Annotated in this window: 20 protein-coding genes; 14 read left to right on the top strand and 6 right to left on the bottom strand. The window is 63.8% G+C overall.

Annotation, left to right across the window (positions count from 1 at the left end; all coding sequences use genetic code 11):
- Positions 1–31 precede the first annotated feature (31 nt).
- Complete coding sequence (gene arfB / locus J4E58_RS05785; protein ID WP_087088928.1) at positions 32–445, top strand: alternative ribosome rescue aminoacyl-tRNA hydrolase ArfB; 414 nt, start codon at positions 32–34, stop codon at positions 443–445.
- Here the strand turns inward: arfB and J4E58_RS05780 are convergent.
- The 6 genes from J4E58_RS05780 to phhA all read right to left on the bottom strand — a co-directional run bounded on the left by J4E58_RS05780 (position 442) and on the right by phhA (position 4,785).
- Positions 442–1,641: an MFS transporter gene (locus tag J4E58_RS05780; protein WP_009042700.1), complete on the bottom strand. Its 1,200-nt coding sequence runs from the start codon at positions 1,639–1,641 to the stop codon at positions 442–444. The two genes, arfB and J4E58_RS05780, sit on opposite strands and share 4 nt — an antisense overlap.
- A 113-nt stretch (positions 1,642–1,754) precedes the next feature.
- Complete coding sequence (locus J4E58_RS05775) at positions 1,755–1,937, bottom strand: hypothetical protein (RefSeq protein WP_007930093.1); 183 nt, start codon at positions 1,935–1,937, stop codon at positions 1,755–1,757.
- A gap of 81 nt (positions 1,938–2,018) precedes the next feature.
- A complete protein-coding gene (locus J4E58_RS31890) occupies positions 2,019–2,150 on the bottom strand; it encodes a hypothetical protein (protein WP_007930094.1) in 132 nt (43 codons plus the stop codon).
- A gap of 224 nt (positions 2,151–2,374) precedes the next feature.
- Positions 2,375–3,568 (bottom strand): amino acid aminotransferase, encoded by a 1,194-nt coding sequence (locus tag J4E58_RS05770; RefSeq protein ID WP_087088926.1) that lies wholly within the window; start codon positions 3,566–3,568, stop codon positions 2,375–2,377.
- Entirely contained in the window at positions 3,568–3,924 is a 357-nt protein-coding gene (locus J4E58_RS05765; RefSeq protein ID WP_007930096.1) for a 4a-hydroxytetrahydrobiopterin dehydratase, read from the bottom strand. Before J4E58_RS05765 ends, J4E58_RS05770 begins: the two co-directional genes overlap by 1 nt.
- A gap of 69 nt (positions 3,925–3,993) precedes the next feature.
- Positions 3,994–4,785 carry a phenylalanine 4-monooxygenase gene (gene phhA / locus J4E58_RS05760; RefSeq protein ID WP_007930098.1) on the bottom strand — a complete coding sequence of 264 codons (792 nt, stop codon included), beginning with the start codon at positions 4,783–4,785 and terminating at the stop codon, positions 3,994–3,996.
- A gap of 305 nt (positions 4,786–5,090) precedes the next feature.
- Here phhA and J4E58_RS05755 point away from each other — a divergent pair, with 305 nt between their 5' ends.
- The 13 genes from J4E58_RS05755 (at position 5,091) to J4E58_RS05695 (ending at position 23,001) form a co-directional block, all read left to right on the top strand.
- The gene (locus J4E58_RS05755; RefSeq protein WP_007930099.1) at positions 5,091–6,656 is read left to right on the top strand and encodes a sigma-54-dependent phenylalanine hydroxylase transcriptional regulator PhhR; all 1,566 of its coding nucleotides are present in this window, start codon (positions 5,091–5,093) and stop codon (positions 6,654–6,656) included.
- A gap of 364 nt (positions 6,657–7,020) precedes the next feature.
- Positions 7,021–7,761 carry a flagellar basal body rod protein FlgF gene (locus tag J4E58_RS05750; protein ID WP_007922703.1) on the top strand — a complete coding sequence of 247 codons (741 nt, stop codon included), beginning with the start codon at positions 7,021–7,023 and terminating at the stop codon, positions 7,759–7,761.
- 45 nt (positions 7,762–7,806) lie between these two features.
- Positions 7,807–8,592, top strand: a complete 786-nt coding sequence (gene flgG / locus J4E58_RS05745; RefSeq protein WP_009047672.1) for a flagellar basal-body rod protein FlgG — start codon at positions 7,807–7,809, stop codon at positions 8,590–8,592.
- 51 nt (positions 8,593–8,643) lie between these two features.
- Positions 8,644–9,339: a flagellar basal body L-ring protein FlgH gene (flgH, locus tag J4E58_RS05740; RefSeq protein WP_053260098.1), complete on the top strand. Its 696-nt coding sequence runs from the start codon at positions 8,644–8,646 to the stop codon at positions 9,337–9,339.
- Positions 9,340–9,366: 27 nt separating this feature from the next.
- Positions 9,367–10,455, top strand: coding sequence for a flagellar basal body P-ring protein FlgI (locus J4E58_RS05735; RefSeq protein WP_080748366.1), 1,089 nt, complete (start codon positions 9,367–9,369; stop codon positions 10,453–10,455).
- Between the two features lie 10 nt (positions 10,456–10,465).
- Positions 10,466–11,746, top strand: a complete 1,281-nt coding sequence (flgJ, locus tag J4E58_RS05730; RefSeq protein ID WP_087088924.1) for a flagellar assembly peptidoglycan hydrolase FlgJ — start codon at positions 10,466–10,468, stop codon at positions 11,744–11,746.
- A gap of 10 nt (positions 11,747–11,756) precedes the next feature.
- Positions 11,757–13,808 (top strand): flagellar hook-associated protein FlgK, encoded by a 2,052-nt coding sequence (gene flgK / locus J4E58_RS05725; protein ID WP_087088922.1) that lies wholly within the window; start codon positions 11,757–11,759, stop codon positions 13,806–13,808.
- A 13-nt stretch (positions 13,809–13,821) separates the two neighbouring features.
- Positions 13,822–15,396, top strand: coding sequence for a flagellar hook-associated protein 3 (locus tag J4E58_RS05720; protein WP_087088920.1), 1,575 nt, complete (start codon positions 13,822–13,824; stop codon positions 15,394–15,396).
- 120 nt (positions 15,397–15,516) lie between these two features.
- The gene (locus tag J4E58_RS05715; protein ID WP_087088918.1) at positions 15,517–19,080 is read left to right on the top strand and encodes a glycosyltransferase; all 3,564 of its coding nucleotides are present in this window, start codon (positions 15,517–15,519) and stop codon (positions 19,078–19,080) included.
- A gap of 303 nt (positions 19,081–19,383) precedes the next feature.
- A complete protein-coding gene (rfbF, locus tag J4E58_RS05710) occupies positions 19,384–20,157 on the top strand; it encodes a glucose-1-phosphate cytidylyltransferase (protein ID WP_053260103.1) in 774 nt (257 codons plus the stop codon).
- Positions 20,139–21,221: a CDP-glucose 4,6-dehydratase gene (rfbG, locus tag J4E58_RS05705; RefSeq protein WP_087088916.1), complete on the top strand. Its 1,083-nt coding sequence runs from the start codon at positions 20,139–20,141 to the stop codon at positions 21,219–21,221. Before rfbF ends, rfbG begins: the two co-directional genes overlap by 19 nt.
- Positions 21,218–21,778, top strand: a complete 561-nt coding sequence (locus J4E58_RS05700; RefSeq protein WP_087088914.1) for a dTDP-4-dehydrorhamnose 3,5-epimerase family protein — start codon at positions 21,218–21,220, stop codon at positions 21,776–21,778. The genes rfbG and J4E58_RS05700 overlap by 4 nt, the downstream gene beginning before the upstream one ends.
- On the top strand, positions 21,775–23,001 hold the full coding sequence (locus tag J4E58_RS05695) for a class I SAM-dependent methyltransferase (RefSeq protein WP_087088912.1): 1,227 nt from the start codon (positions 21,775–21,777) through the stop codon (positions 22,999–23,001). The genes J4E58_RS05700 and J4E58_RS05695 overlap by 4 nt, the downstream gene beginning before the upstream one ends.
- Positions 23,002–23,006 lie beyond the last annotated feature (5 nt).

Here is a 23,006-nt window from a genome sequence, read left to right as displayed (position 1 = left end):
CCTGAGCGCCCTGAAAGCGGATGTCTTTTCCATGCTGGTGATTTCCAACAACGTGCATCTGCCGGATGCCGAGATCGAATTGACCGCCATTCGCGCGCAAGGCGCGGGTGGGCAGAACGTCAACAAGGTCTCCAGCGCGGTGCACCTGCGCTTCGACATCCCGGCCTCGTCGCTGCCGCCGTTCTACAAGGAGCGGTTGCTGGCGCTGCGCGACAGTCGCATTACCAGCGACGGGGTGATTGTCATCAAGGCCCAGCAATACCGGACCCAGGAACAGAACTGCGCCGATGCCCTGGAGCGTCTGGTGGAGCTGATCCTCGGCGCCATCAAGGTGGAGAAGAAGCGCCGGCCGACCAAGCCGACCCTGGGCTCGAAGACCCGGCGCCTGGAATCCAAGAGCAAGCGCGGCAACATCAAGGCCGGCCGCGGCAAGGTCGACTACTAACGCTCGCCGCGCTCCTCGCGATACTTCGGCGCCTGGCGGTACAGGTAGAGGCTCAGCAGCAAACCGCTGCAGGCGGCGAGGGCGGCGAACAGGAAGATCGAGGCAAAACCGAAACCGGCGGCGATCGCCCCGGCCAGCGGTCCGGTGATTCCCAGCGACAGGTCGATGAACAGCGAATAGGCACCCACCGCCGCGCCACGGCTGGAGGCGGGAACCAGGTTGACCGCTTCCACCCCCAGCGCCGGGAACACCAGGGAGAAGCCGAAGCCGCTCAACGCCGCGCCGGCCAGCGCCCAATGGGCATCCGGCGCCAGCCACAACAGCAACAGGCCGAGAGTCTCCACCGACAGGCAGGCGATTGCCACGCGAAAGCCGCCGAGGCGGTTGATCAGGTTGCCGAACAGCAGGCGCGCGCCGATAAAGCTGGCGCCGAACAGGCTCAGGCACAGCACCGCGTTGGACCAGTTCTGGGTGGCGTAATACAGGGTGATAAAGGTGGCGATGGTGCCAAAGCCGATCGAGCCCAGGGCCAGGCCGCAGCCGTGGGGGAATACCCGGCCCAGGACATGGATAAATGGCAAGCGCTCGCCGGCGACGATCGGCGCCGCCAGTTTCGGCCAGGCCAGCGCCAGGCCGAGGAGCGCCAGGAGGATGATGCTCACGCCCATGCTCCACAGCCCCAGGCGATCCACCAGCAACACCCCCAGCGGCGCGCCGACGGCCAGCGCGCCATAGCTGGCGATGCCGTTCCAGGAAATCACCTTGGCGGTGTTCTGCGCGCCGACGCGGCCGATGCCCCAGCCGATGGAGCCCGAGCCCACCAGGCTCTCGGCGCTGCCCAGCACCAGGCGCCCGATCAGCAGGCTGGCCAGGCTCAGCACCGGCAAGCTGTGCAGCCATGCCGACAACAGCATGAACACACCGCTCAGGCCGCAGCCGGCCAGGCCGTACATCACCGCGCGCTTGCTGCCCAGGTTGTCGATGATCTTCCCGGCATAGGGGCGGCTGAGCAGGGTGGCCAGGTATTGCACGCTGATCACCAGCCCGGCGATCACCGCGCCAAAGCCCAGTTCGCTGTGCACGTAGCCCGGCAGCACGGCCAGGGGGATGCCGATGTTCAGGTAGCCGATAAAGGTGAAAAGGACGATGGAGACGACTTGCAGCGTGACCGCCAAGGGGCGCTGGGTATCTGGCATGGGAAAGGTCCACGGACGCGGCAGAGATAGATAGGCTGCTTATGATACCGAGGGTTGAAACGATTCAGGTGGAGAAATCGATGCCCATCCGCACTTTTTTGCGCGCGGCAGGCTCAGGCTTTTACAGGGGCCAGCAGTTGCGTGGTGACCAGGGCGGCCAGGGCGTTTTCCTGGGTGCCGAAGCGCGCCAGCAGGGCGGCCTGTTTTTCCGGCGTCAGGCGGTTCCAGATCTCGATCATCTTTTCGGCGGTGCCGATCAGCACGCTGGCTTGGGTTTCGCTGAAGGCGTCGGTCATGGAGGCGGTTCTCGAAAGCGGGTTTCAGGCGGTGTGGAAAGCGCATCAAAGAGCGCTTTCCACACTGTCTGGGTGTTGCGGTCAGTCTTCGCTGTCGGCCTTGTGACCGGGTGCGGCTTCTTTCGGCTCGGGCTGTTGGGCGCCGGCTTGTTGCGGGGTTGTCTGCTCAGTTTCGTGCAGGCTTGGGAAGGGGAGATTAGGAATCTCGTGCATGTTCGTTGCTCCTCGCAAGGTCTGTTTTTTAAATCGCTGGGTAGATCCGCGCTTTTAAAAAGCCTGGGCAGGATACAGCACTGGAAATGACAAAAAGATTTTTATCACGGCTTTTAGGATGAAAGGAGTTTCATCGGGCGGGGGATCGTTGAAGAGCATCGCGAGCAAGCTCGCTCCTACAGGCAGGTGCTTTTGTAGGAGCGAGCTTGCTCGCGATCAGGGTGTCACTTGCAGACTTCGGCGATGGCTTCGGCCAGTAAATCCAGGCGGGTGGCGTCGATACCGGCGACGTTGGCCCGGCCGGAGCTGACCATGTACACGCTGTGCTGATCGCGCAGTTTGCCGACCTGCTCCGGCGTCAGACCGGTGTAGGAGAACATCCCGCGTTGCACGCCGATATGGGCGAAGCGCTCGGCCAGGCCGAAGGGTTGCAGCGCTTCCACCAGGCCTGAACGCAACTGGGCGATGCGCAGGCGCATGGCTTCCACTTCGTCGGCCCAGAGGCTTTTCAGCTCCGGGTCGCCGAGGATGGTGGCGACCACCGCGGCGCCGTGATCCGGCGGGGTGGACCACAGGTTGCGGGCGATGTGGGCCAACTGGCTGCGTACGTCCAGCAGCTTTTCCGCGTCCCGGGTGCAGACGATCAGCGCGCCGGTGCGGTCGCGGTACAGGCCGAAGTTCTTCGAGCAGGAACTGGTGATCAGCAGCTCGGGCAGTTCGGCCGCGAACAGCCGTACCGCCCAGGCATCCTGCTCCAGGCCGTCGCCGAAGCCCTGGTAGGCGAAGTCGATCAGCGGCAGCAGGTTGCGGCTGCGCACCACGTCCAGCACCCGATGCCAGTCGTCGTGGCTCAGGTCGAAACCGGTGGGGTTGTGGCAGCAAGCGTGCAGCAGTACCACGTCGCCCTTGGGCACCTGGTTCAGGGTCGCCAGCATGGCCTCGACGTCGAGGCGGTTGTCGCTGCCGACGTAAGGGTAGTGGCTGACCTGGATGCCGGCGGCGGCAAAGATGGTTTCGTGGATCGGCCAGGTCGGATTGCTCAACCACACGCCACGGCCCGGCAGGCAGTGGGCGATGAAGTCGGCGCTCAGGCGCAGTGCGCCGGTGCCGCCCGGGGTCTGGGTGGCGCCGGCGCGGCGTTCGGCGATCAGTTGCGAATCGGCGCCCAGCACCAGTTCATTGATCACCTTGCCAAAGGCCGCGTCGCCGTGGCCGCCGATGTAGATCTTGGTGGTCTGCCGGTCGACCAGGCGCTGCTCGGCCAGCTTGACTGATCGAGGGATCGGCGTCAGGCCCTGGGAATCCTTGTAGACACCGACGCCGAGGTCGAACTTGCGTGGGTTGCTGTCCGACGCATAGGCCTCCATCAGGCCAAGAATCGGGTCGCCGGGTACTCGGCCTATGGCGTCGAAATGCATTACTTGCGTCCTTCTGCGGTCTTGGCCACTTCGTCGGTGCGAGCGGCCATGATGAAGTCGTTGCGGTGCAGGCCCTTGATGGAGTGGCTCCACCAGGTCACGGTGACCTTGCCCCATTCGGTGAGTAGGCCAGGATGATGACCTTCTGCCTCGGAAATTTCACCCATTGCGTTGGTAAAGGCCAGGGCGAACTTGAAGTTTTTGAACAGGAAGACTTTTTCCAGTTGCATGACGCCATCGCGCACTTCGATGTTCCAGTCGGGGATCTGCTTGATCAGTACCGGCAGTTCTTCGTCGCTGACTTGTGGAGCATCGGCGCGGCAGGCTTCGCAATGGGCTTGGTTGAGAGCGGTCATGGTGGGTTCCTGAAATCGGTTCTTGTTGGAAATTACGGGTTTTATGAGCGCCGCGTGAGGGCAGGGCGCTCAGGCCGCCTTGGGTTTGGGCGGAAACTTGGGAGCGTGCAGGCCCATCTGCATGCCCTGGTGCACCAGGGCCATGATGTCTTCATGGGCCAGGTCGAACAGGCGCTTGAGGTTGGGCAGCACAAAGTAGATGGGTTGCAGAATGTCGATGCGGTACGGGGTGCGCATCGCTTCCAGCGGGTCGAAGGCCTGGTGCTCGGGCACGTCCGACAGGCAGTAGACGGTTTCCTTCGGCGAGGAGAGGATGCCACCGCCGTAGATGCGCTGGCCTTGCGGGGTGTCCAGCAGGCCGAATTCGATGGTCATCCAGTACAGGCGCGCCAGGTACACCCGTTCTTCCTTGGTGGCCTGCAGGCCGAGCTTGCCGTAGGTGTGGGTGAATTCGGCGAACCAGGGGTTGGTCAGCAGCGGGCAGTGGCCAAAGATCTCGTGGAAGATGTCCGGCTCTTGCAGGTAGTCCAGTTCTTCGCGGGTACGAATAAAGGTCGCGACCGGAAACTGTTTGCTGGCGAGCAATTCGAAGAAGGTCTGGAAGGGAATCAGCGCCGGCACCCGAGCGACCTGCCAGCCGGTGGTTGCGCCCAGCACCTTGTTGATTTCGCCCAACTGCGGGATGCGGTCGTGGGGCAGGCCGAGTTTCTCGATGCCGTCCAGGTATTCCTGGCACGCGCGACCCTCGATCACTTTCAGTTGACGGGTGATCAGGGTGTTCCACACCGCGTGTTCTTCATCGGGGTAGTGGATAAAACCTTGCGCGTCGGGCTCGCGGGCCACGTACTGCGTCTGCTTCATGCTGCTCTCCTGTCAGGGGCTGCTTCTTGTTATCAGTTGACGCTAGAGATAACCCAAGGTTGCAGCCCATGCAGCAGGTTGACGTGAACGTAATGGGCGAATCAGGGCTGATTTCGTAAAGTTTTCGTTACGAAAGCGCCACGAGGCCGCTAATACTGAGAATAGTCGATTTGAAAAGGCCGGTGACTGTCACATAATCTTGACGATTATCTGCGTCACACCGCAGAAAGTTCCTGTCGGGCGGTGTCAAAAACGCCGCTTTCTGGCATTCACGCCCTCCATTACCTGTCTCGGGCCTTCCTTCTATGCGTATCAAAGTCCACTGCCAGAATCGCATCGGCATCCTGCGCGACATTCTCAACCTGCTGGTGGAGTACGGCATCAACGTCGCCCGGGGTGAGGTGGGCGGCGAACATGGCAATGCCATCTACCTGCATTGCCCGAACCTGATCAATCTGCAGTTCCAGGCATTGCGGCCGAAGTTCGAGTCGATCGCCGGGGTGTTCGGGGTCAAGCGGGTCGGGCTGATGCCCAGCGAGCGGCGGCACATGGAACTCAATGCGCTGCTTGGGGCCCTGGAGTTTCCGGTGTTGTCCATCGACATGGGCGGTTCCATCGTCGCCGCCAACCGCGCGGCGGCGCAGCTGTTGGGCGTGCGGGTGGACGAGGTGCCGGGGATTCCGCTGTCGCGCTATGCCGAGGATTTCGACCTGCCGGAGCTGGTACGGGCCAACAAGTCGCGGATCAACGGCCTGCGGGTCAAGGTCAAGGGTGACGTGTTTCTGGCGGACATCGCGCCGCTGCAATCGGAGCACGACGACAGTGAGGCCATGGCCGGCGCGGTGCTGACGCTGCACCGCGCGGACCGGGTCGGCGAGCGCATCTATAACGTGCGCAAGCAGGAGTTGCGCGGCTTCGACAGCATCTTCCAGAGTTCGAAAGTCATGGCCGCGGTGGTCCGCGAAGCGCGGCGCATGGCACCGCTGGACGCGCCGCTGCTGATCGAGGGCGAGACCGGCACCGGCAAGGAACTGCTGGCGCGCGCCTGCCACCTGGCCAGCCCGCGCGGGCAATCGCCGCTGATGGCGCTCAACTGCGCCGGCCTGCCGGAATCCATGGCCGAGACCGAGCTGTTCGGCTACGGGCCGGGGGCCTTCGAAGGGGCGCGGGCCGAAGGCAAGCTCGGGCTGCTGGAACTGACCGCTGGCGGCACGCTGTTTCTCGACGGGGTGGGGGAGATGAGCCCGCGCTTGCAGGTCAAGCTCCTGCGCTTTCTGCAGGACGGCTGCTTCCGCCGGGTCGGCAGCGACGAAGAGGTGTACCTGGACGTGCGGGTGATCTGTGCGACCCAGGTCGATTTGTCCGAGCTGTGCGCCCGCGGCGAGTTCCGCCAGGACCTGTATCACCGCCTCAACGTCTTGTCGTTGCACATCCCGCCGCTGCGCGAGTGCCTCGACGGCCTGACACCGCTGGTGGAGCACTTCCTCGACCAGGCCAGCCGGCAGATCGGCTGCGCCTTGCCCAGGCTGGCGCCGGCGGCCATGGAGCGTCTCAGCCATTACCACTGGCCGGGCAACGTGCGGCAGCTGGAAAACGTGCTGTTCCAGGCGGTGTCCCTGTGCGACGGCGGCACGGTCAAGGCCGAGCACATCCGCCTGCCGGACTATGGCGTGCGCCAACCCCTTGGTGACTTCTCCCTGGAAGGCGGGCTCGACGACATCGTCGGGCGCTTCGAAAAGGCGGTGCTCGAACGCCTGTATTCCGAGCACCCCAGCAGCCGTCAGCTGGGCAAGCGCCTGGGCGTGTCGCACACCACCATCGCCAACAAACTGCGCGAATACGAAGTCGGCAAAAACACCGACGAAAACTGAATCCTGTAGCCGCTGCCGCAGGCTGCGATCGGCTGCGCAGCAGGCGCCAGGCCTTAAGTCTGCGATCGGGTCGAGGTCATGCGTTGCCAGCCTTGCAAGTCCTGCGGCCTCGATCGCAGCCTGCGGCAGCGGCTACAGGAGCAGCGGCGAGGCAGGGGCGTGCCCTGGAGGCCGAGGCTTGCCGTAAGCGGCATATCTGCGCCGGTTTTTCGTCTTTGACACAATCGCCCGATTCCCTTCGAACGCCCTCAAGTTCCCGGATTTCCTGCCTTCGGCCGCCCGAAAAACAAGTTGGTGCGCTTATTGCTTATGGCTCAGCAGTACAGCGGTGGACGGCAAACGTCCGACATGCAGAGGAAAGACTGTGGACAAGTACCTTTATGTGGCCATGACCGGTGCCAGCCAGAATGCGCTGGCGCAAAAGGCGCATGCCAACAACCTGGCGAACATCTCCACCAACGGTTTCCAGCGCGACCTGGAGCAGGCGCGTTCGATGCCGGTGTTTGGTGACAGCTTTCCGGCGCGGGCCTTTGCCATGTCCGAACGGCCGGCTACCGATTTCACCCCGGGTTCGCTGGTGGAAACCGGTCGCGACCTCGACGTGGCGGTCAGCGGCAATGGCTGGATCGCCGTGCAGACCCCGGAGGGCGGTGAAAGCTACGTGCGCACCGGCAGTCTGAATATCGACGCCCTGGGCGTGCTGCGCGCCGGCAACGGCATGCCGGTGATCGGCAACGGCGGCCCGATCGCCGTGCCGCCGGAGCAGCAGGTGGAAGTCGGCCAGGACGGCACCATCAGCATCCGCGCCATGGGCGAAGGCCCGCGGGTGATGGCCGAGGTCGACCGCATCAAGCTGGTCAACCCGGACCTGAAGAACATGACCAAGGGTCTGGACGGTTCGATCCATACCAAGGACGGCCAGCCGGCAGCGGCTGACGCCAATGTGCAACTGGTCTCGGGATTCCTCGAGTCGAGCAACGTCAATGCGGTCGAGGAAATGACCTCGGTGCTGGCGCTCTCCAAGCAGTTCGAACTGCACATCAAGATGATGAACACCGCCAAAGAAGACGACCAGGCCATGGCTCGGGTCTTGCAGATCAGCTAATTACCAGTACGTCGCGCCGTAAAACAGGCGCACGAGGAGAATCGAATGCTTCCGGCTCTGTGGGTTGCCAAAACAGGTCTGTCTGCCCAGGACACTAACCTGACCACCATTTCCAACAACCTGGCGAACGTTTCGACCACGGGTTTCAAACGTGATCGCGCCGAGTTCCAGGACCTGCTGTATCAGATCAAGCGTCAGCCTGGCGCCCAGTCGACCCAGGACAGCGAGCTGCCGTCGGGCCTGCAACTGGGTACCGGTGTGCGCATCGTCGGTACCCAGAAGAACTTCACCGCCGGCAGCCTGCAGACCACCGAGCAGCCGCTGGACATGGCCATCAACGGCCGCGGTTTCTTCCAGATCCTGCAACCGGACGGCACCACGTCCTATACCCGCGACGGCACCTTCCACCTGGACTCCAATGGCCAGATCGTCACCGCCAACGGCTTCGCGCTGGAGCCGGCGATCGTCGTGCCGAACGACGCCCAGACCTTCACCGTGGGCCAGGACGGCACCGTCTCGATCACCACCGCCGGCAACCCGGCCTCGCAAGTGATCGGCAACCTGCAGACCGCCGACTTCATCAACCCGGCCGGCCTGCAAGCGACGGGCAACAACCTGTTCCTGGAAACCGCCGCCAGCGGCGCGCCGCAAGTCGGTACCCCGGGCCTCAACGGTTTCGGCACCACCCTGCAGAACACCCTGGAAACCTCCAACGTCAGTACCGTTGAGGAGATGGTCAACATGATCACCACCCAGCGCGCCTACGAGATGAACTCCAAGGTGATCTCCACCGCCGACCAGATGCTCTCGTTCGTCACGCAGAATCTGTAATCAAGTCCTGGGGCGGCCCTGCGGCCGCCTGCAACACCATGAGGTAGGGTCATGAATCGCTTTGTATCTGTTCTCGCACTGAGTGGGTTCGTCGTGCTCGGAGGCTGCGTGGCCCCGACGCCGAAGCCCAATGACCCGTATTACGCTCCGGTGTTGCCACGTACTCCGTTGCCGGCTGCGGCCAACAACGGCTCGATCTACCAGGCTGGCTTCGAGCAGAACCTCTACAGCGACCGCAAGGCGTTCCGCGTGGGCGACATCATCACCATCACCCTCAACGAGCGGACCCAGGCGAGCAAGAACGCCAACTCGCAGGTCGACAAGAACAGCAAGACCGGCATCGGCCTGACCTCGTTTTTCGGTGGTGGCCTGAGCACCAATAACCCGGTGGGCAGCGGCGACCTGAGCCTGGACGTCGGTTACAGCGGCGACCGGGCCACCAAGGGCGACAGCAAGTCCGGCCAGAGCAACAGCCTGACCGGCTCGATCACCGTGACGGTGGCCGACGTGCTGCCCAACGGCATCATCGCCGTGCGCGGCGAGAAGTGGCTGACCCTCAACACCGGCGACGAGCTGGTGCGGATTGCCGGCCTGGTGCGCGCCGACGATATCGCCACCGACAACACGGTTTCCTCGACCCGCGTCGCCGACGCCCGCATCACCTATTCGGGCACCGGTGCCTTTGCCGATGCGAGCCAGCCGGGCTGGTTCGACCGTTTCTTCCTCAGCCCGCTGTTCCCTTTCTAGGTGGCTACGTTGAATTTCAAACGCCTCATGCTGGCCGCGCTGTTGCTTTCGGCGGCCTGCCACGCTCAAGCCGAACGGCTGAAGGACATCGCCAGCATTTCCGGCGTGCGTTCCAACCAGTTGATCGGCTACGGCCTGGTGGTCGGGCTTAACGGCACCGGCGACCAGACGACCCAGACACCCTTCACCCTGCAGACCTTCAACAACATGCTGTCGCAGTTCGGCATCAAGGTGCCGCCGGGTTCCGGCAATGTGCAGTTGAAGAACGTCGCGGCGGTATCGGTGAGCGCCGATCTGCCAGCGTTCGCCAAGCCGGGGCAGCAGGTGGATATCACCGTGTCCTCCATCGGCAACTCCAAGAGCCTGCGTGGCGGCACCTTGCTGCTGACGCCACTCAAGGGGATCGACGGCAACGTCTACGCCATCGCCCAGGGCAACCTGGTGGTGGGTGGTTTCGACGCCGAAGGCCGTGACGGTTCGAAGATCACGGTCAACGTTCCGTCGGCCGGTCGCATCCCTGGCGGTGCCTCGGTGGAGCGCGCGGTACCGAGCGGTTTCAACCAGGGCAACAGCCTGACCCTGAACCTCAACCGTTCCGATTTCACCACCGCCAAGCGCATCGTCGACAAGATCAACGACATGCTCGGCCCGGGCGTGGCCCAGGCCATCGACGGCGGTTCGATCCGCGTTACCGCACCGCTCGATCCGAGCCAGCGCGTCGACTATCTGTCGATCCTCGAGAACCTGGAAATCGATCCGGGGCAGGCGGTGGCCAAGGTCATCATCAACTCGCGCACTGGCACTATCGTCATCGGCCAGAACGTCAAGGTGTCGCCAGCCGCCGTGACTCACGGCAGCCTTACCGTGACCATCACCGAAGACCCGATCGTCAGCCAGCCTGGCCCGCTGTCCAACGGCCAGACCGCGGTCGTGCCACGCTCGCGGGTCAACGCCGAGCAGGAAGCCAAGCCGATGTTCAAGTTCGGCCCGGGCACCACCCTCGACGAGATCGTGCGTGCGGTGAACCAGGTCGGCGCGGCACCGGGCGACCTGATGGCGATCCTCGAAGCCTTGAAACAGGCCGGCGCGCTGCAAGCCGACCTGATCGTGATTTGAGGTAGGGGCTATGGATATTCGCAAGAGCGGTCTGGTCAGCAGCGGCGATTCGGGTTCCTACTCGGACCTCAACCGGCTTAACCAGCTCAAGGTCGGCGACAAGAACAGCGACGCCAACATGCGCAAGGTGGCGCAGGAGTTCGAGTCGCTGTTCCTCAACGAAATGCTCAAGTCCATGCGCTCGGCCACCGAAGCGCTGGGCAAGGACAACCCGCTCAATACCCCGGCGGCCAAGCAATACCAGGAAATGTACGACCAGCAGTTGGCGGTTTCCATGTCCCGCGAGGGTGGTGGTATCGGCCTGGCCGATGTGCTGATGCGCCAGATGTCGAAGAACAAATCTACTAATCCTGCCGCGGCGGCGACCCTGCCCGGCGCCCAGGCTGAAAAGGTCGCGCTGACTGAAAAGGTCGCGACGCCAACCGCCATCGCTGCCGGCACCACCGCTTTGGGCGGGCCGTTGTCGCGGGTCAATGGCCAGCGTCCGTTGTGGGCCTCTCGTGCGCTGGAACCGCAGCGCGCCGCCGACAGCGGTACCCATAACGATATGGCGCTGCTCAACCAGCGGCGTATTTCCCTGCCAAGCAAGCTGACCGATCGCTTGTTGGCGGGCATCGTGCCGTCGGCCGACAGTGCCGCCGCCAACCGGACGGCCTTGCCGGAACGCACCACGGCCGCTACCGACGCGCTGGTCAAGAACAGCTCGCGCAGCTTTGCCGCGGTGCCCCACGGACGCATGCAGATCTACGGTCGCGCCGTGGCCCAGCCACCGTTGGCGCCGGCGAAGAAAGCCTTCAGCTCGGCGGACGAATTCGTCGCCACCATGCTGCCGATGGCGCAGCAGGCTGCCGACCGCATCGGTGTCGATCCGCGCTACCTGGTCGCCCAGGCCGCGCTGGAAACCGGCTGGGGCAAATCGGTGATGCGCCAGCAGGACGGCAGCAGCAGCCACAACCTGTTCGGCATCAAGGCCGGCAGCAGTTGGAAGGGCGACCAGGCGCGGGCGATCACCAGCGAATTCAGAAATGGCCAGATGGTCAAGGAGACGGCCGAGTTCCGTTCCTATGCCTCGTATCAGGACAGCTTCCACGACCTGGTGACCTTGTTGCAGAGCAACAATCGCTATCAAGAAGTGCTGAAGTCGGCCGATAACCCAGAACAGTTTGTACGCGAGTTGCAAAAGGCCGGGTATGCAACCGACCCGGACTACGCAAGCAAGATTTCGCAGATTGCCAAGCAGATGAAGAGCTACGAGAACTACGCTGCGGCGGGCGCTTCCACGAATTTATAAGGTCTGAATCATGAGTTTGCTCAATATCGGGATGTCGGGGCTGTCAGCCAGCCAAACGTCGTTGATGACCACGGGTAATAACATCGCCAACGCCGATACCGCCGGTTATTCGCGCCAGCAGACCGTGCAGGGCAGCAAGGCTTCGAACCAGTACGGCAACGTCTTCATCGGCAGCGGTACCACCCTGGCCGACGTGCGCCGGGTGTACAACAGCTACCTGGACGCCCAGCTGCAGACCACCACCTCGCTGAACAGCGATGTCGCCGCCTACCAGGGGCAGATCACCCCGGTGGACAAGCTGCTGTCGGACAGCGGCACCGGCATCACCGGCGCGCTGACCAAATTCTTTGCCTCGATGCAGAACGTCAACGCCAAGCCGGCCGACGATGCCTCGCGCCAATTACTGCTCAGCGACGCGCAAGCCCTGAGCAACCGCTTCAATTCCGTTTCCAGCCAGTTGAACGAGCAGAACGCCAACATCAACGGCAACCTGAGCAGCATGGCTGACCAGGTCAACAAGCTGGCGGCCACTGTCGCCCTGCTGAACCAGAAGATTTCCGAAGTCTCCAGTGGCGGTGGCATGCCCAACGACCTGCTCGACGCGCGCAACGAGACGCTGCGCCAGCTGTCGCAGTTCGTCAAAGTGGATGTCTCGGAGCGCGGCTCGAGCGTCGACCTGTACCTGGGCAGCGGCCAGCCGCTGGTCGTGGGTAACACCACCAGCAAGCTGGAAGTGGTCGCCGGCAAGACCGACCCGACCCGTTCCTCGCTGCAACTCAATCGCGGCTCGAGCACTATCGATGTGACCTCGGTGGTCACCGGTGGCGAGATCGGCGGCCTGTTGCGCTATCGCAACGAGGTGCTGGACCCGGCGATGAACGAACTGGGGCGTGTGGCCCTGGTGATCGCCGACCAGGTCAACAGCCAGCTCGGACAAGGCATCGACAAGAACGGCGAGTTCGGCGCGGCACTGTTCAACAACATCAACAGTGCGGCCCTGATCAGCCAGCGCAGCATTGCCAACGGCAACAACAGCGCAGGCTCGGGCAACCTCGACGTGACCATCAAGGACACCGGCAAGCTGACCATCAGCGACTACCAGGTGACCTTCACCAGCGCCACCGACTACACGGTCAAGCGCTCCGACGGCACCAGCCTGGGCGCGTTCAGCACCACCACCACGCCGCCACCGGTGATCGACGGTTTCACCCTGAGCCTCAACGGCGGCGCGATGAGCGCCGGCGACAGTTTCAAGATCACCCCGACCCGTAACGCGGCGACCACTATCAAGACCGAGCTGACCGACGCCAAGCGCCTGGCCATCGCCGCGCCGCTGAATGCCGAGGTACTGCCGGGGGCCACCGGTTCGCTGAGTATTCCGGGCCTGCCAACAGTCAAGCCGGCGCTGGACATCTACAACTCGGCCGCCAAAACCGAGATGCAGACCGCGATCAAGAACTCGGTGCCGGTCAAGCTGGTTTTCGACGCCCCCGCGGGCGGCAGCCAGGGCTACAAGTACTACGATGCCAAGGGCACGTTGATGGGCACCGGTTCGATCGTCCCGGGGCAGAACAACACCCTGAACCTGCAGATCAAGATGGTCGATGCCAGCGGCAACCCGATCACCGACGGCGGCACACCGCCGGTGCAGAAAACCTTCACCGTGGAAATGAGCGTCGCCGGTTCGCCGAAGGAAGGCGAAGGGCTGAACGTCAAGTTCAACGGTGCCGGTTCCACCGATAACCGCAACGGCACCGCCCTGGCGGGGCTACAGACCAAGCAGACCGTGGATACCGGTTCGGCCAGCAAGGGCATCACCCTGGTCGACGCCTACGGCAAGCTGGTGGAGAACGTCGGTGCCAAGGCCAGCCAGGGCAAGCTCGACAGCGCGGCCACCGAGACGATGCTGGCCAACGCCAAGGGCGCGCGGGATTCGTTGTCCGGGGTCGACCTGGATCAGGAAACCGGCAACCTGGTCAAGTACCAGCAGTACTACACCGCGTCCTCGCAGATCATCAAGGCGGCGCAGGAAACCTTCGCCACCCTGATCAACAGCCTTTAAGGAGTCGTAGTCCATGCGTATTTCCACCGCCCAGTTTTACGAGTCCTCGGCTGCCAACTACCAGAAGAACTTCGCCAATGCGGTCAAGAGCAGCGAAGAGGCTAGCAGCCTGATTCGCGTCAACACCGCGGCCGATGATCCGGTAGGCGCTTCGCGCCTGCTGCAACTGGGCCAGCAGGCTTCGCTGTTGAGCCAGTACTCGGCCAACACCACTTCGATCAAGGCGTCCCTGGGCCAGGCCGAATCGGTCCTGACCAGCATCACCAACGTTCTGGCGCGTGCCCAGGAACTGGCGAGCGGAGCCGGCAGCGCCGGTTACACCGACGCCGACCGCAAGGCTAACGCCGCCGAACTGGCGCAGATCGAAGAGCAGCTGTTGAGCCTGATGAATACCCAGGATGAAAACGGCAAGTACATCTTTGCCGGTTCCCAGGGCGACACCGTGCCGTTTGCCCGCAACTCCGACGGCACCTACAGCTACAACGGCGACCAGACCACGCTGAACCTGCCGGTGGGCGACACCATGTCCATGGCCACCAATACCACCGGCTGGGCCGCCTTCCAGCAAGCCATCAATACCAGCCGCAGCCAGGTCAGCATGACCGCGCCGACGGTGGATGATGGCCGGGTGACGCTGTCCAACGGGCAGGTGTCTTCGAATCCGAAGTACAACAGCGAGTTCCGCAGCGGCGAGCCGTACACCATCAGCTTCCTCAGCAGCACTCAGTTCAAGATCACTGACAGCGCCGGCAACGACGTGACGTCCGAGGCCAGCCAGAATGGCTCCTTCAGCTCCAGCAAAGGCGCAGAAGCGCAGACCGTCAGTTTCCGTGGCGTCGATATGCGTTTGAGCATCAACCTGAAACCTGGCGATGCTATCCCCCCGAACACGGAGATCGCCGGTCACAGCTTCACCCTGGCGGCCAAGCCTGACTCCTTCAACGTCTCGCGCAGCCCGGGCAACCCGTCGACCGCGGTGGTGACCGGTGCCAGCGTCAGCAACAGCAACGCCTACAACGCCAGCTTCCCGAGCGGTGGTGCGATCCTCAAGTTCACCAGCGCCACCGACTACGAGCTGTACGCGTCGCCGTTGACCGCCGACAGCAAGCCGGTTTCCACCGGCACCATGGCCGGCTCCACTGCCACGGCGTCTGGCGTGGGCTTCACCTTCAGCGGTACGCCGGCGGCGGGCGACCAGTATGTGGTGGCGGTCAACAACCACCAGACCCAGAACGTCCTCGACACCATCAGCCAACTGCGTACGGTGCTGGATACACCGACCAACGGTGATCCGATCGCCATCCAGAAACTCAACGCGGGGTTGCAGGCGGGGATGGCCAACCTGGCCAGCGGCGCCAACCAGGTGGCGAGCGCGGTCAGCGATATCGGTGGTCGTGGGTCGGCGCTGGAGATTCAGAACGAAACCAACATGAGCCTGAGCGCCGCCAATACCCAGACCCAGTCGGCAATCCGCGATTCCGACCCGGCCGAGGTGATGACCCGCCTGACCCTGCAACAGACCATGCTGCAAGCCTCGCAACTGGCCTTCAGCAAGATTGCCCAGCTGGGCCTGTTCAACAAGGTCTGAGCCTGAGCCCGGTCGCGCTCCTGTGAGCGCGGCCGCACCGCCGAGCCGCCAACCGTCTTCATTAAGCGGTTCCGCGGCCCGCCTGACCAGGCCGGGCCCGCCGCTCGAGAGTTTCCTGTCGTGAATCAACGCCCGCTAGTCAGCATCGTCATCCCTGCCTTCAATCCGCGCTTCTTCAGCCAGGCGTTCGAGAGTGCGCTGGCCCAGACCTGGGAGCGGATCGAAATCGTCATCTGCGACGACTCGGCTGGCGATGAGATCCGTCAGGCGGTCGAGGCCATCGTCGAGCCGCCCCATCCGGTGCGTTATCTGCGCAACCCGCAGTGCCTGGGCATGCAGAAAAACCTGCTGCGCTGTGTCGAAGAGGCGCGGGGCGAACTGATCAAGATCCTCTGCGACGATGACCGTCTGTTCGCTCCCTGCATTGCCATGCAGGCGCAGGTGTTGGCCGATCACCCCGAGATCAATCTGGTCTGCGGTTTGCGGGTGTTGAGCGACGCTGGCAATTTCATTCTGCCGCCGCGGGTCGAGAATGCCCGGCTGTCGCCGAACGACGCGATGCTCAAGGGCGACGACATGCTGGCGATCCTCGAGAGCACGCCGCGCCACTTCCTCGGTAATTTCAGTTCGACCCTGATGCGCCGTGTCGACGTGCTGGAGCTGTTGCCAGCCCTGACGCAAGAGGGCGCGGGGTTTGTCGCGCTGTTGGATCTGGCGCTGTTCGTGTGCCTGATGCGGCGTGGCAACCTGGCGCTGCTCAATACCGTGCTGAGCACCGAGCGCCTGTACCTGGAGCGCCTGAGCAAACAGCCGCAAGTGCAGCGCGTGGCGAAACTTGAGTGGGACTGGCTGGCGCAGATGCTCGCTGCGCGCAGCGGCGAGTCGGCCCCGGCCGAGGGCTGGGTACGCTATGTGGACCTAGAGAACATGGCGCAGCCCGGTTGGCAGTGGGACGAGCTGTGCGTGACCCGGGTACTGGGCAACCGCAGTACGGTGGTCAATGGCCGAGTCGGCGGCGAGAGTGAAAGTTACGCCGAGTTCTACAAGGAGTGGTTGGCGATCCGGCGTTTTACCGACACCGAGAAACGCCACCTGCCACAGCGCATCGCCAGCTGGCCGACACGGCCGCAGATCGTGCCCGTCGTGATCGACGTGGACGCCGATGGCGTGGCCCTGGAGTCGACCCTGCAGAGCCTGGCGCGGCAGCTGTATGCGCCGCAGGCGATCCTGGTCCTGTCCAATGCCGAGTGCGCGGAGCACGAACGCGTGCTGCAACTGCCGCTGGAGGCGCAGTGGCCACAGCAGCTCAATGCGCTGGTGCCGCAGCTGGAAGGTTGCCACTGGTTTTACTTGCTGCGCGCGGGTGACACCTTGAAGGAGTCGGCGCTGCTGATCCTTGCCGAACGCATTGCCGCGAGCCCGGGCGCGCTGTGCGTCTACAGCGACGAAGGCGCGCTGGTCAAAGGCGACTCCAGCGATCCGGTGTTCAAGCCTGATTTCAACCTCGACCTGATGCGCGGTTACCCCTACGTCGGCCGGACGCTGGCATTCGAGCGCCAGCGCTTTCTGACCCAGGGCGGTTTCGACCCTGCCTTTGGCGAACTGGCCCCCCATGACGTGCTGTGGCGCCTGGTGGAAGAGGCGGGGCCGCAGACCATCGAACACATTGCCGAAATCCAGGTCGAGAGCCCGTTCAATTTCGCCGACTGGCTGTCGCTGCCCGTAGTGATCGAGGGCAACGCCGGCCTGGTCGGTGCGCATCTGGACAGGATTGGCGTGGAGCACCGCATCAGCCACGACGAATTGCCGCTGCTCAACCGCATCGATTACCTGTTCCCGCAGCGGCCGTTGGTGTCGATCATCATCCAGGCTGGCGATTCGCTGGCGGCCTTGCAGCGCTGCACCGAAAGCCTGATCGAAAAGACCGCCTACAGCCATTACGAGATCCTGATCGTCGACAGCGGCAGCCGCGACCCGGCCATGGCCGCGTGGCTGGAGGCCATGGCGCAGCTCGGTGCCGACATGTTGCGGGTGTTGCCGTTTGCCGGCCGCGGCACTGCGGCGGCGGTCCGTAATTACGCGGCGCAACAGGCGCGCGGCGAATACCTGCTGTTGCTCGACGCCAATGCCTTGATCTGCTCCGGCGACTGGCTGGACGAACTGCTCAACCACGCCCGGCGCCCGGAAGTGGGGGTGGTGGGCGCGCGAATACTCGGGCCGGACGGCTCGATCGTGCATGCCGGGTTGATCCTCGGCCTGGCTGGAGCCGCCAGTTCGCCGTTCCATGGCGAGGCCGCCAGCGCCCGCGGTTACATGCAGCGCTTGCAAGTGCCGCAGAGCTGGAGCGCGGTCAGCGGCGACTGCCTGCTGGTGCGCAAGGAGGTATTCGACAGTGTCGGCGGGCTGGATGAGGTCAACTATTCCCAGGGCCTGAGTGATGTCGACCTGTGCCTGCGGATCAATCGCGACGGCTACCTGGTGGTCTGGACGCCCTATGCCAGCCTGGTGCTGGCACCGGTCGAAACGCCGCCGCAGGAGCCCGAAGAGCTGGAGGCACAGGAAGACACCTTCTATCGCAGCTGGATGCCCCAGGTCGCCCGTGACCCGGCCTACAACCCGGCCCTGAGCCTGGGTTATTCCAGCTTCAGCCTGGAAGTGGGGCTGCGCGATAACTGGAATCCGTTCTCGACCCGGGCCTTGCCATTGGTGCTCGGCTTGCCGGTGAACAACCAGGCGGTGGGCCATTATCGGGTAATGGCGCCGCTGACGGCGCTGGAGGAGGAGGGGCGGCTGATCGGTCGAGTGGCCCATGAGTCTCCCGCGAACGTGGAAATCCAGCGCTTGGATCCCGACTCGATCATCTTGCAGTGCCGCTACAGCGACGGGGCGGCGAGCGACATCCTGCGCATGAAAAAGTACTCCAGCGCCCTGCGGGTATTCGAGCTGGACGACTATGTGGTCAGCGCGCCGAAGAAAAACATGCTCGCGCGCAACCAGCCGGGCAACACCGAAGCCATGCTGCGCCAGGGCATCGCCCTGTGCGATCGGGTGGTGGTCACCACGCAGCCGCTGGCCGATGCGCTGTCGGGCATGCACAGCGACATCCGGATCGTGCCGAACATGCTGCCGGTCGACCCCTGGGGCAGCCTGACCAGCCGCCGTGGTACCTCAAGCAAGCCGCGGGTGGGCTGGGGAGGGGGGACCAGCCACACCGGCGACCTGGAAGTCATCGCCGAGGTGGTGCGCGAACTGGCTAATGAAGTCGAATGGGTGTTCTTCGGCATGTGCCCGGACGAACTGCGGCCGTATGTCCACGAGTTCCACGCCTTGATCAGTCTGCAGGCTTACCCGTACAGGTTGGCCAGCCTCAACCTCGACCTGGCCCTGGCGCCGCTGGAGTTCCACATCTTCAACGACTGCAAGAGCAACCTGCGCCTGCTGGAATACGGCGCCTGCGGTTATCCGGTGATCTGCACCGACACCGCGGCCTATCGCGGCTACCTGCCGTGTACCAAGGTCGTCAGCAACAGCACCCAGGAATGGATCGAAGCGATCCGCATGCACCTGGCCGATCCCGCTGCCAGCTACCGCATGGGCGATGCGCTGCGTGAGCACGTGCTGCGCGATTACATGTTGCGGGGCAATAACCTGAATCTGTGGATGAAGGGCTGGTTGCCGGACTGACAGGGTCTGCGGGGACAAAAAGCCAGGCTTTCGATGCCTGGCTTTTTTATGGCGGTTATCCCGGTTTTTTGCTGCTCAAGCCTACGATCCGTTGCGTTACCCACTCTGATTCGCGACGCCGAGGTCATGCGTCAGCCCCGCCAGGAGCTGGCGCGTTTCCTGCAAGCCCCCCTCGATATCGCCATAAAACGAGCGTTTCCGCTGAAAGGAAGGCGCCGCCAACGGCACAAGGTTTTATCCAGAAGGCCCGCAAAAAGCTCGCTGCAGCTTGGCAGGGCCCTGTGAGGAACAAGAGGGGAGACGATGAAGGCAGTTATTTTGGCGGGTGGCCTGGGCACGCGCATCAGCGAAGAGTCCCATCTCAAGCCCAAGCCGATGATCGAGATCGGCGGCAAGCCAATTCTCTGGCACATCATGAAGCAGTACTCCGCCCACGGTATTCACGACTTCGTGATCTGTCTGGGCTACAAGGGGTACGCGATCAAGGATTTCTTCGCCAACTACTTCCTGCACACCTCCGACGTCACCTTCGACATGCGGGAAAACCGCATGGACGTTCACCAGAACTACAGCGAGCCCTGGCGCGTGACCCTGATCGACACCGGTGAGGAAACCATGACCGGTGGCCGTCTGCGCCGGGCCGGGCGCTACCTGGAGAACGAAGAAGCCTTCTGCTTTACCTACGGCGACGGCGTTTCCGACCTGAATATCGGCGCCCTGGTGGACTTCCACCTGGCCCATGGCAAGCACGCGACCGTCACGGCGGTGCAGCCGCCTGGCCGTTACGGCGCCCTGGAGCGCGACGGCGACAGCGTCCTGGGCTTTACCGAAAAGCCCCGTGGTGACGGTGGCTGGATCAATGGCGGCTTTTTCGTGCTGTCACCCAAGGTGTTGCCGCTGCTGACGGCCGACGACACGGTGTGGGAAGCCGAGCCGCTGACCACCCTGGCGCGGCAAGGCCAATTGCATGCCTTCCAGCACGACGGCTTCTGGCATCCGATGGACACCCTGCGTGACAAGAACCACCTGGAGCAGCTCTGGCAGAGCGGGGAGGCCCCATGGAAGCAGTGGGCCTGAGCGCGCAATTCTGGCGTGGCAAGCGGGTTTTGCTGACCGGCCACACCGGTTTCAAGGGCAGCTGGCTGAGCCTGTGGCTGCACAGCCTGGGGGCCGAAGTCAGTGGCTTCTCCCTGGACCCTGCGACCGAGCCGAGCCTGTTCGAGCTGGCGCGGGTCGCCGAGGGTATCAACGACCAGCGTGGCGACCTGCGCGACCTCGGCGCCTTGCTGGAGCTGATCGCCGAGACGCAGCCGGAAATCGTCCTGCACCTGGCGGCGCAGCCGCTGGTGCGCGAAGGCTATCGCGACCCGCTGGGTACTTACTCCAGCAACGTGATGGGCACCCTCAACCTGCTGGAAGCGATCCGTCAGGTCGGCGGCGTGCGTGCCTGCGTGCTGGTGACCACCGACAAGGTCTACGCCAATCAGGAATGGCTGTGGCCGTACCGTGAAAACGAAGCCCTGGGCGGGCATGACCCCTACAGCAGCAGCAAGGCGTGCTGCGAGTTGCTGGCGCAGTCCTATGCCGCTTCATTCTTCCCGGCCGAGCGCCATGCCGAGCATGGCCTGGCCCTGGCCACGGCGCGCGCCGGCAACGTGCTGGGCGGTGGCGACTTTGCTCCTGAACGGTTGATTCCCGATGTGCTCAAGGCCTGGTCGGCCGACGAGCCGGTAACTCTGCGCTACCCGCAGGCGGTGCGCCCATGGCAGCACGCCCTGGAGCCACTGGCCGGCTACCTGCAACTGGCCGCCGGGCTCTACGAACAAGGGCCGCGGTTCGCCGGGGCCTGGAACTTCGGGCCAAGCGAAGCGGACATGTGCAGCGTCGGCGAAGTGGTCGAGTTGCTGGCCGCGCGCTGGCCGGCGGCCCCAGGCTTGCGCATCGAACCGAGCGAGCTGCACGAAGCCGGCCTGCTGCGCCTGGACAGCAGCCGCGCACGCCAGCTGCTGGCCTGGCAACCGCGCTGGTCGCTGCAGCAATGCCTGGCGCAGACCCTGGACTGGCACCTGGCCTGGCAGCGTGGCGACGACATGCGCGCCGTCACCCTGGACCAGTTGAACCTCTATCGGGGGGCGCTGTGAGCGAGTTTTCCTTGAAGCAGCTGCCGCTGGCCGGGCTGTTCAGCGTCCAGCACAAGCGCTTCGAAGATCAGCGCGGACATTTCGCCCGGCTGTTCTGCGAAGGCAGTCTGAGTGCATTCGGCAGCGAGTTTCATATCCGCCAGATCAACCATTCCTGTACCCGTGAGAAGGGCAGTGTGCGCGGTCTGCATTACCAGAACGCCAATGCGCCGGAAGCCAAGCTGATTACCTGCCTGCGCGGCGAGGTGTGGGATGTGGCGGTGGATCTGCGTCCGGACTCCGAAACCTTTCTGCACTGGCACGCCGAGCACTTGAAGGCCGGCGATGGCCGTAGCCTGCTGATCCCGGCCGGATTCGCCCACGGTTTTCAGACCCTCACCGACGACGCCGAGCTGCTCTATCTGCACAGCGCCGATTACGCCCCGGAGCATGAGGCCGGGCTGTCGGTGCTCGACCCGCGCCTGGCGATAAGCTGGCCGCTGCCTGTCAATAATCTGTCGGCCAGGGATGCCAGCCATCCCTGGCTCGATGCCGAGTTCGCTGGAGTGCGTTTATGAACTGCCGCGGTTGTGGCTCCCCGCTACGCCTGCCTCTGATCGACCTGGGCACCTCGCCGCCGTCCAACGCCTACCTGCGGGCCGAACAACTCGAGCAGGCCGAGCAGTGGGTGCCGCTGAAAGTCCAGGTGTGCCAGGCCTGCTGGCTGGTACAGACCGAGGACTACACCAGCGCCGAAAGCCTGTTCGATGCCGAGTACGCCTACTTCAGCTCGTTCTCCAGCACTTGGCTGGCCCACGCCGAGCGCTATGTGGCCGAGATGGTCGAGCGCTTTGGCTTGATGGCTGACAGCCGTGTGGTGGAAGTCGCCGCCAACGACGGTTACCTGTTGCAGTACGTGGCCGCTCGCGGGATCAAGTGCCTGGGCGTCGAGCCGACCCGCAGCACCGCGCAAGCCGCGCGGGAAAAAGGCCTGGAGATTCGTGAGCTGTTCTTCGGTCGCGACACTGCCGCGCAGCTGAAAAACCAAGGCTGGGCCGCCGACCTGATGGCGGCCAACAATGTGCTGGCCCATGTACCGGACATCAACGATTTCCTCGGCGGTTTCGCGACGCTGCTCAAGCCGACCGGCGTGGCCACCTTCGAATTCCCGCAACTGCTGACGCTGATGGCCGGCGCGCAGTTCGACACGCTCTATCACGAACACTATTCCTATCTGTCCCTGACCGCCGTGCAGGCACTGTGCGAGCGCAACGGACTGGAAGTCTTCGACGTCAGCCAGTTGACCACCCATGGTGGTTCGCTACGGGTTTTCGTCCAGCGCAAGGACGGCGAACGCCGCGCCGTGCAACCGGCGGTGCAGCAGCAGTTGCAAACCGAGTTCGACGCGGGCGTGAAGACCCCCGAGTTCTACGCCACGCTGGCACCCGCTGCGGAACGCATCAAGCATGACCTGTTGCGCTTCCTGCTCCAGGCCAAGGCCGAAGGCAAGCGCGTGGTGGGTTACGGCGCCGCGGCCAAGGGCAACACTTTGCTCAATTACGCCGGGATCAAGCCGGACCTGCTGGCCTGGGTCGCCGACGCCAGCCCGCACAAGCAGGGCAAGTTCCTGCCCGGCAGCCGAATTCCGGTAGTCGCGCCCGAGCGTATCGACAGCGAGCGTCCGGACTATGTACTGGTGCTGCCGTGGAACCTGCTGTCGGAAGTCAGCGAGCAACTGGCCCACGTTCGCCAGTGGGGCGGACGTTTCGTGATCGCCGTGCCCGAGTTGAAGCTGTTGTGAGTGGC

The organism is Pseudomonas sp. FW305-25, from assembly GCF_017351415.1.
Taxonomy (GTDB): Bacteria; Pseudomonadota; Gammaproteobacteria; order Pseudomonadales; family Pseudomonadaceae; genus Aquipseudomonas; species Aquipseudomonas chlororaphis.
This window is presented reverse-complemented; position numbering and strand designations above follow the sequence as displayed.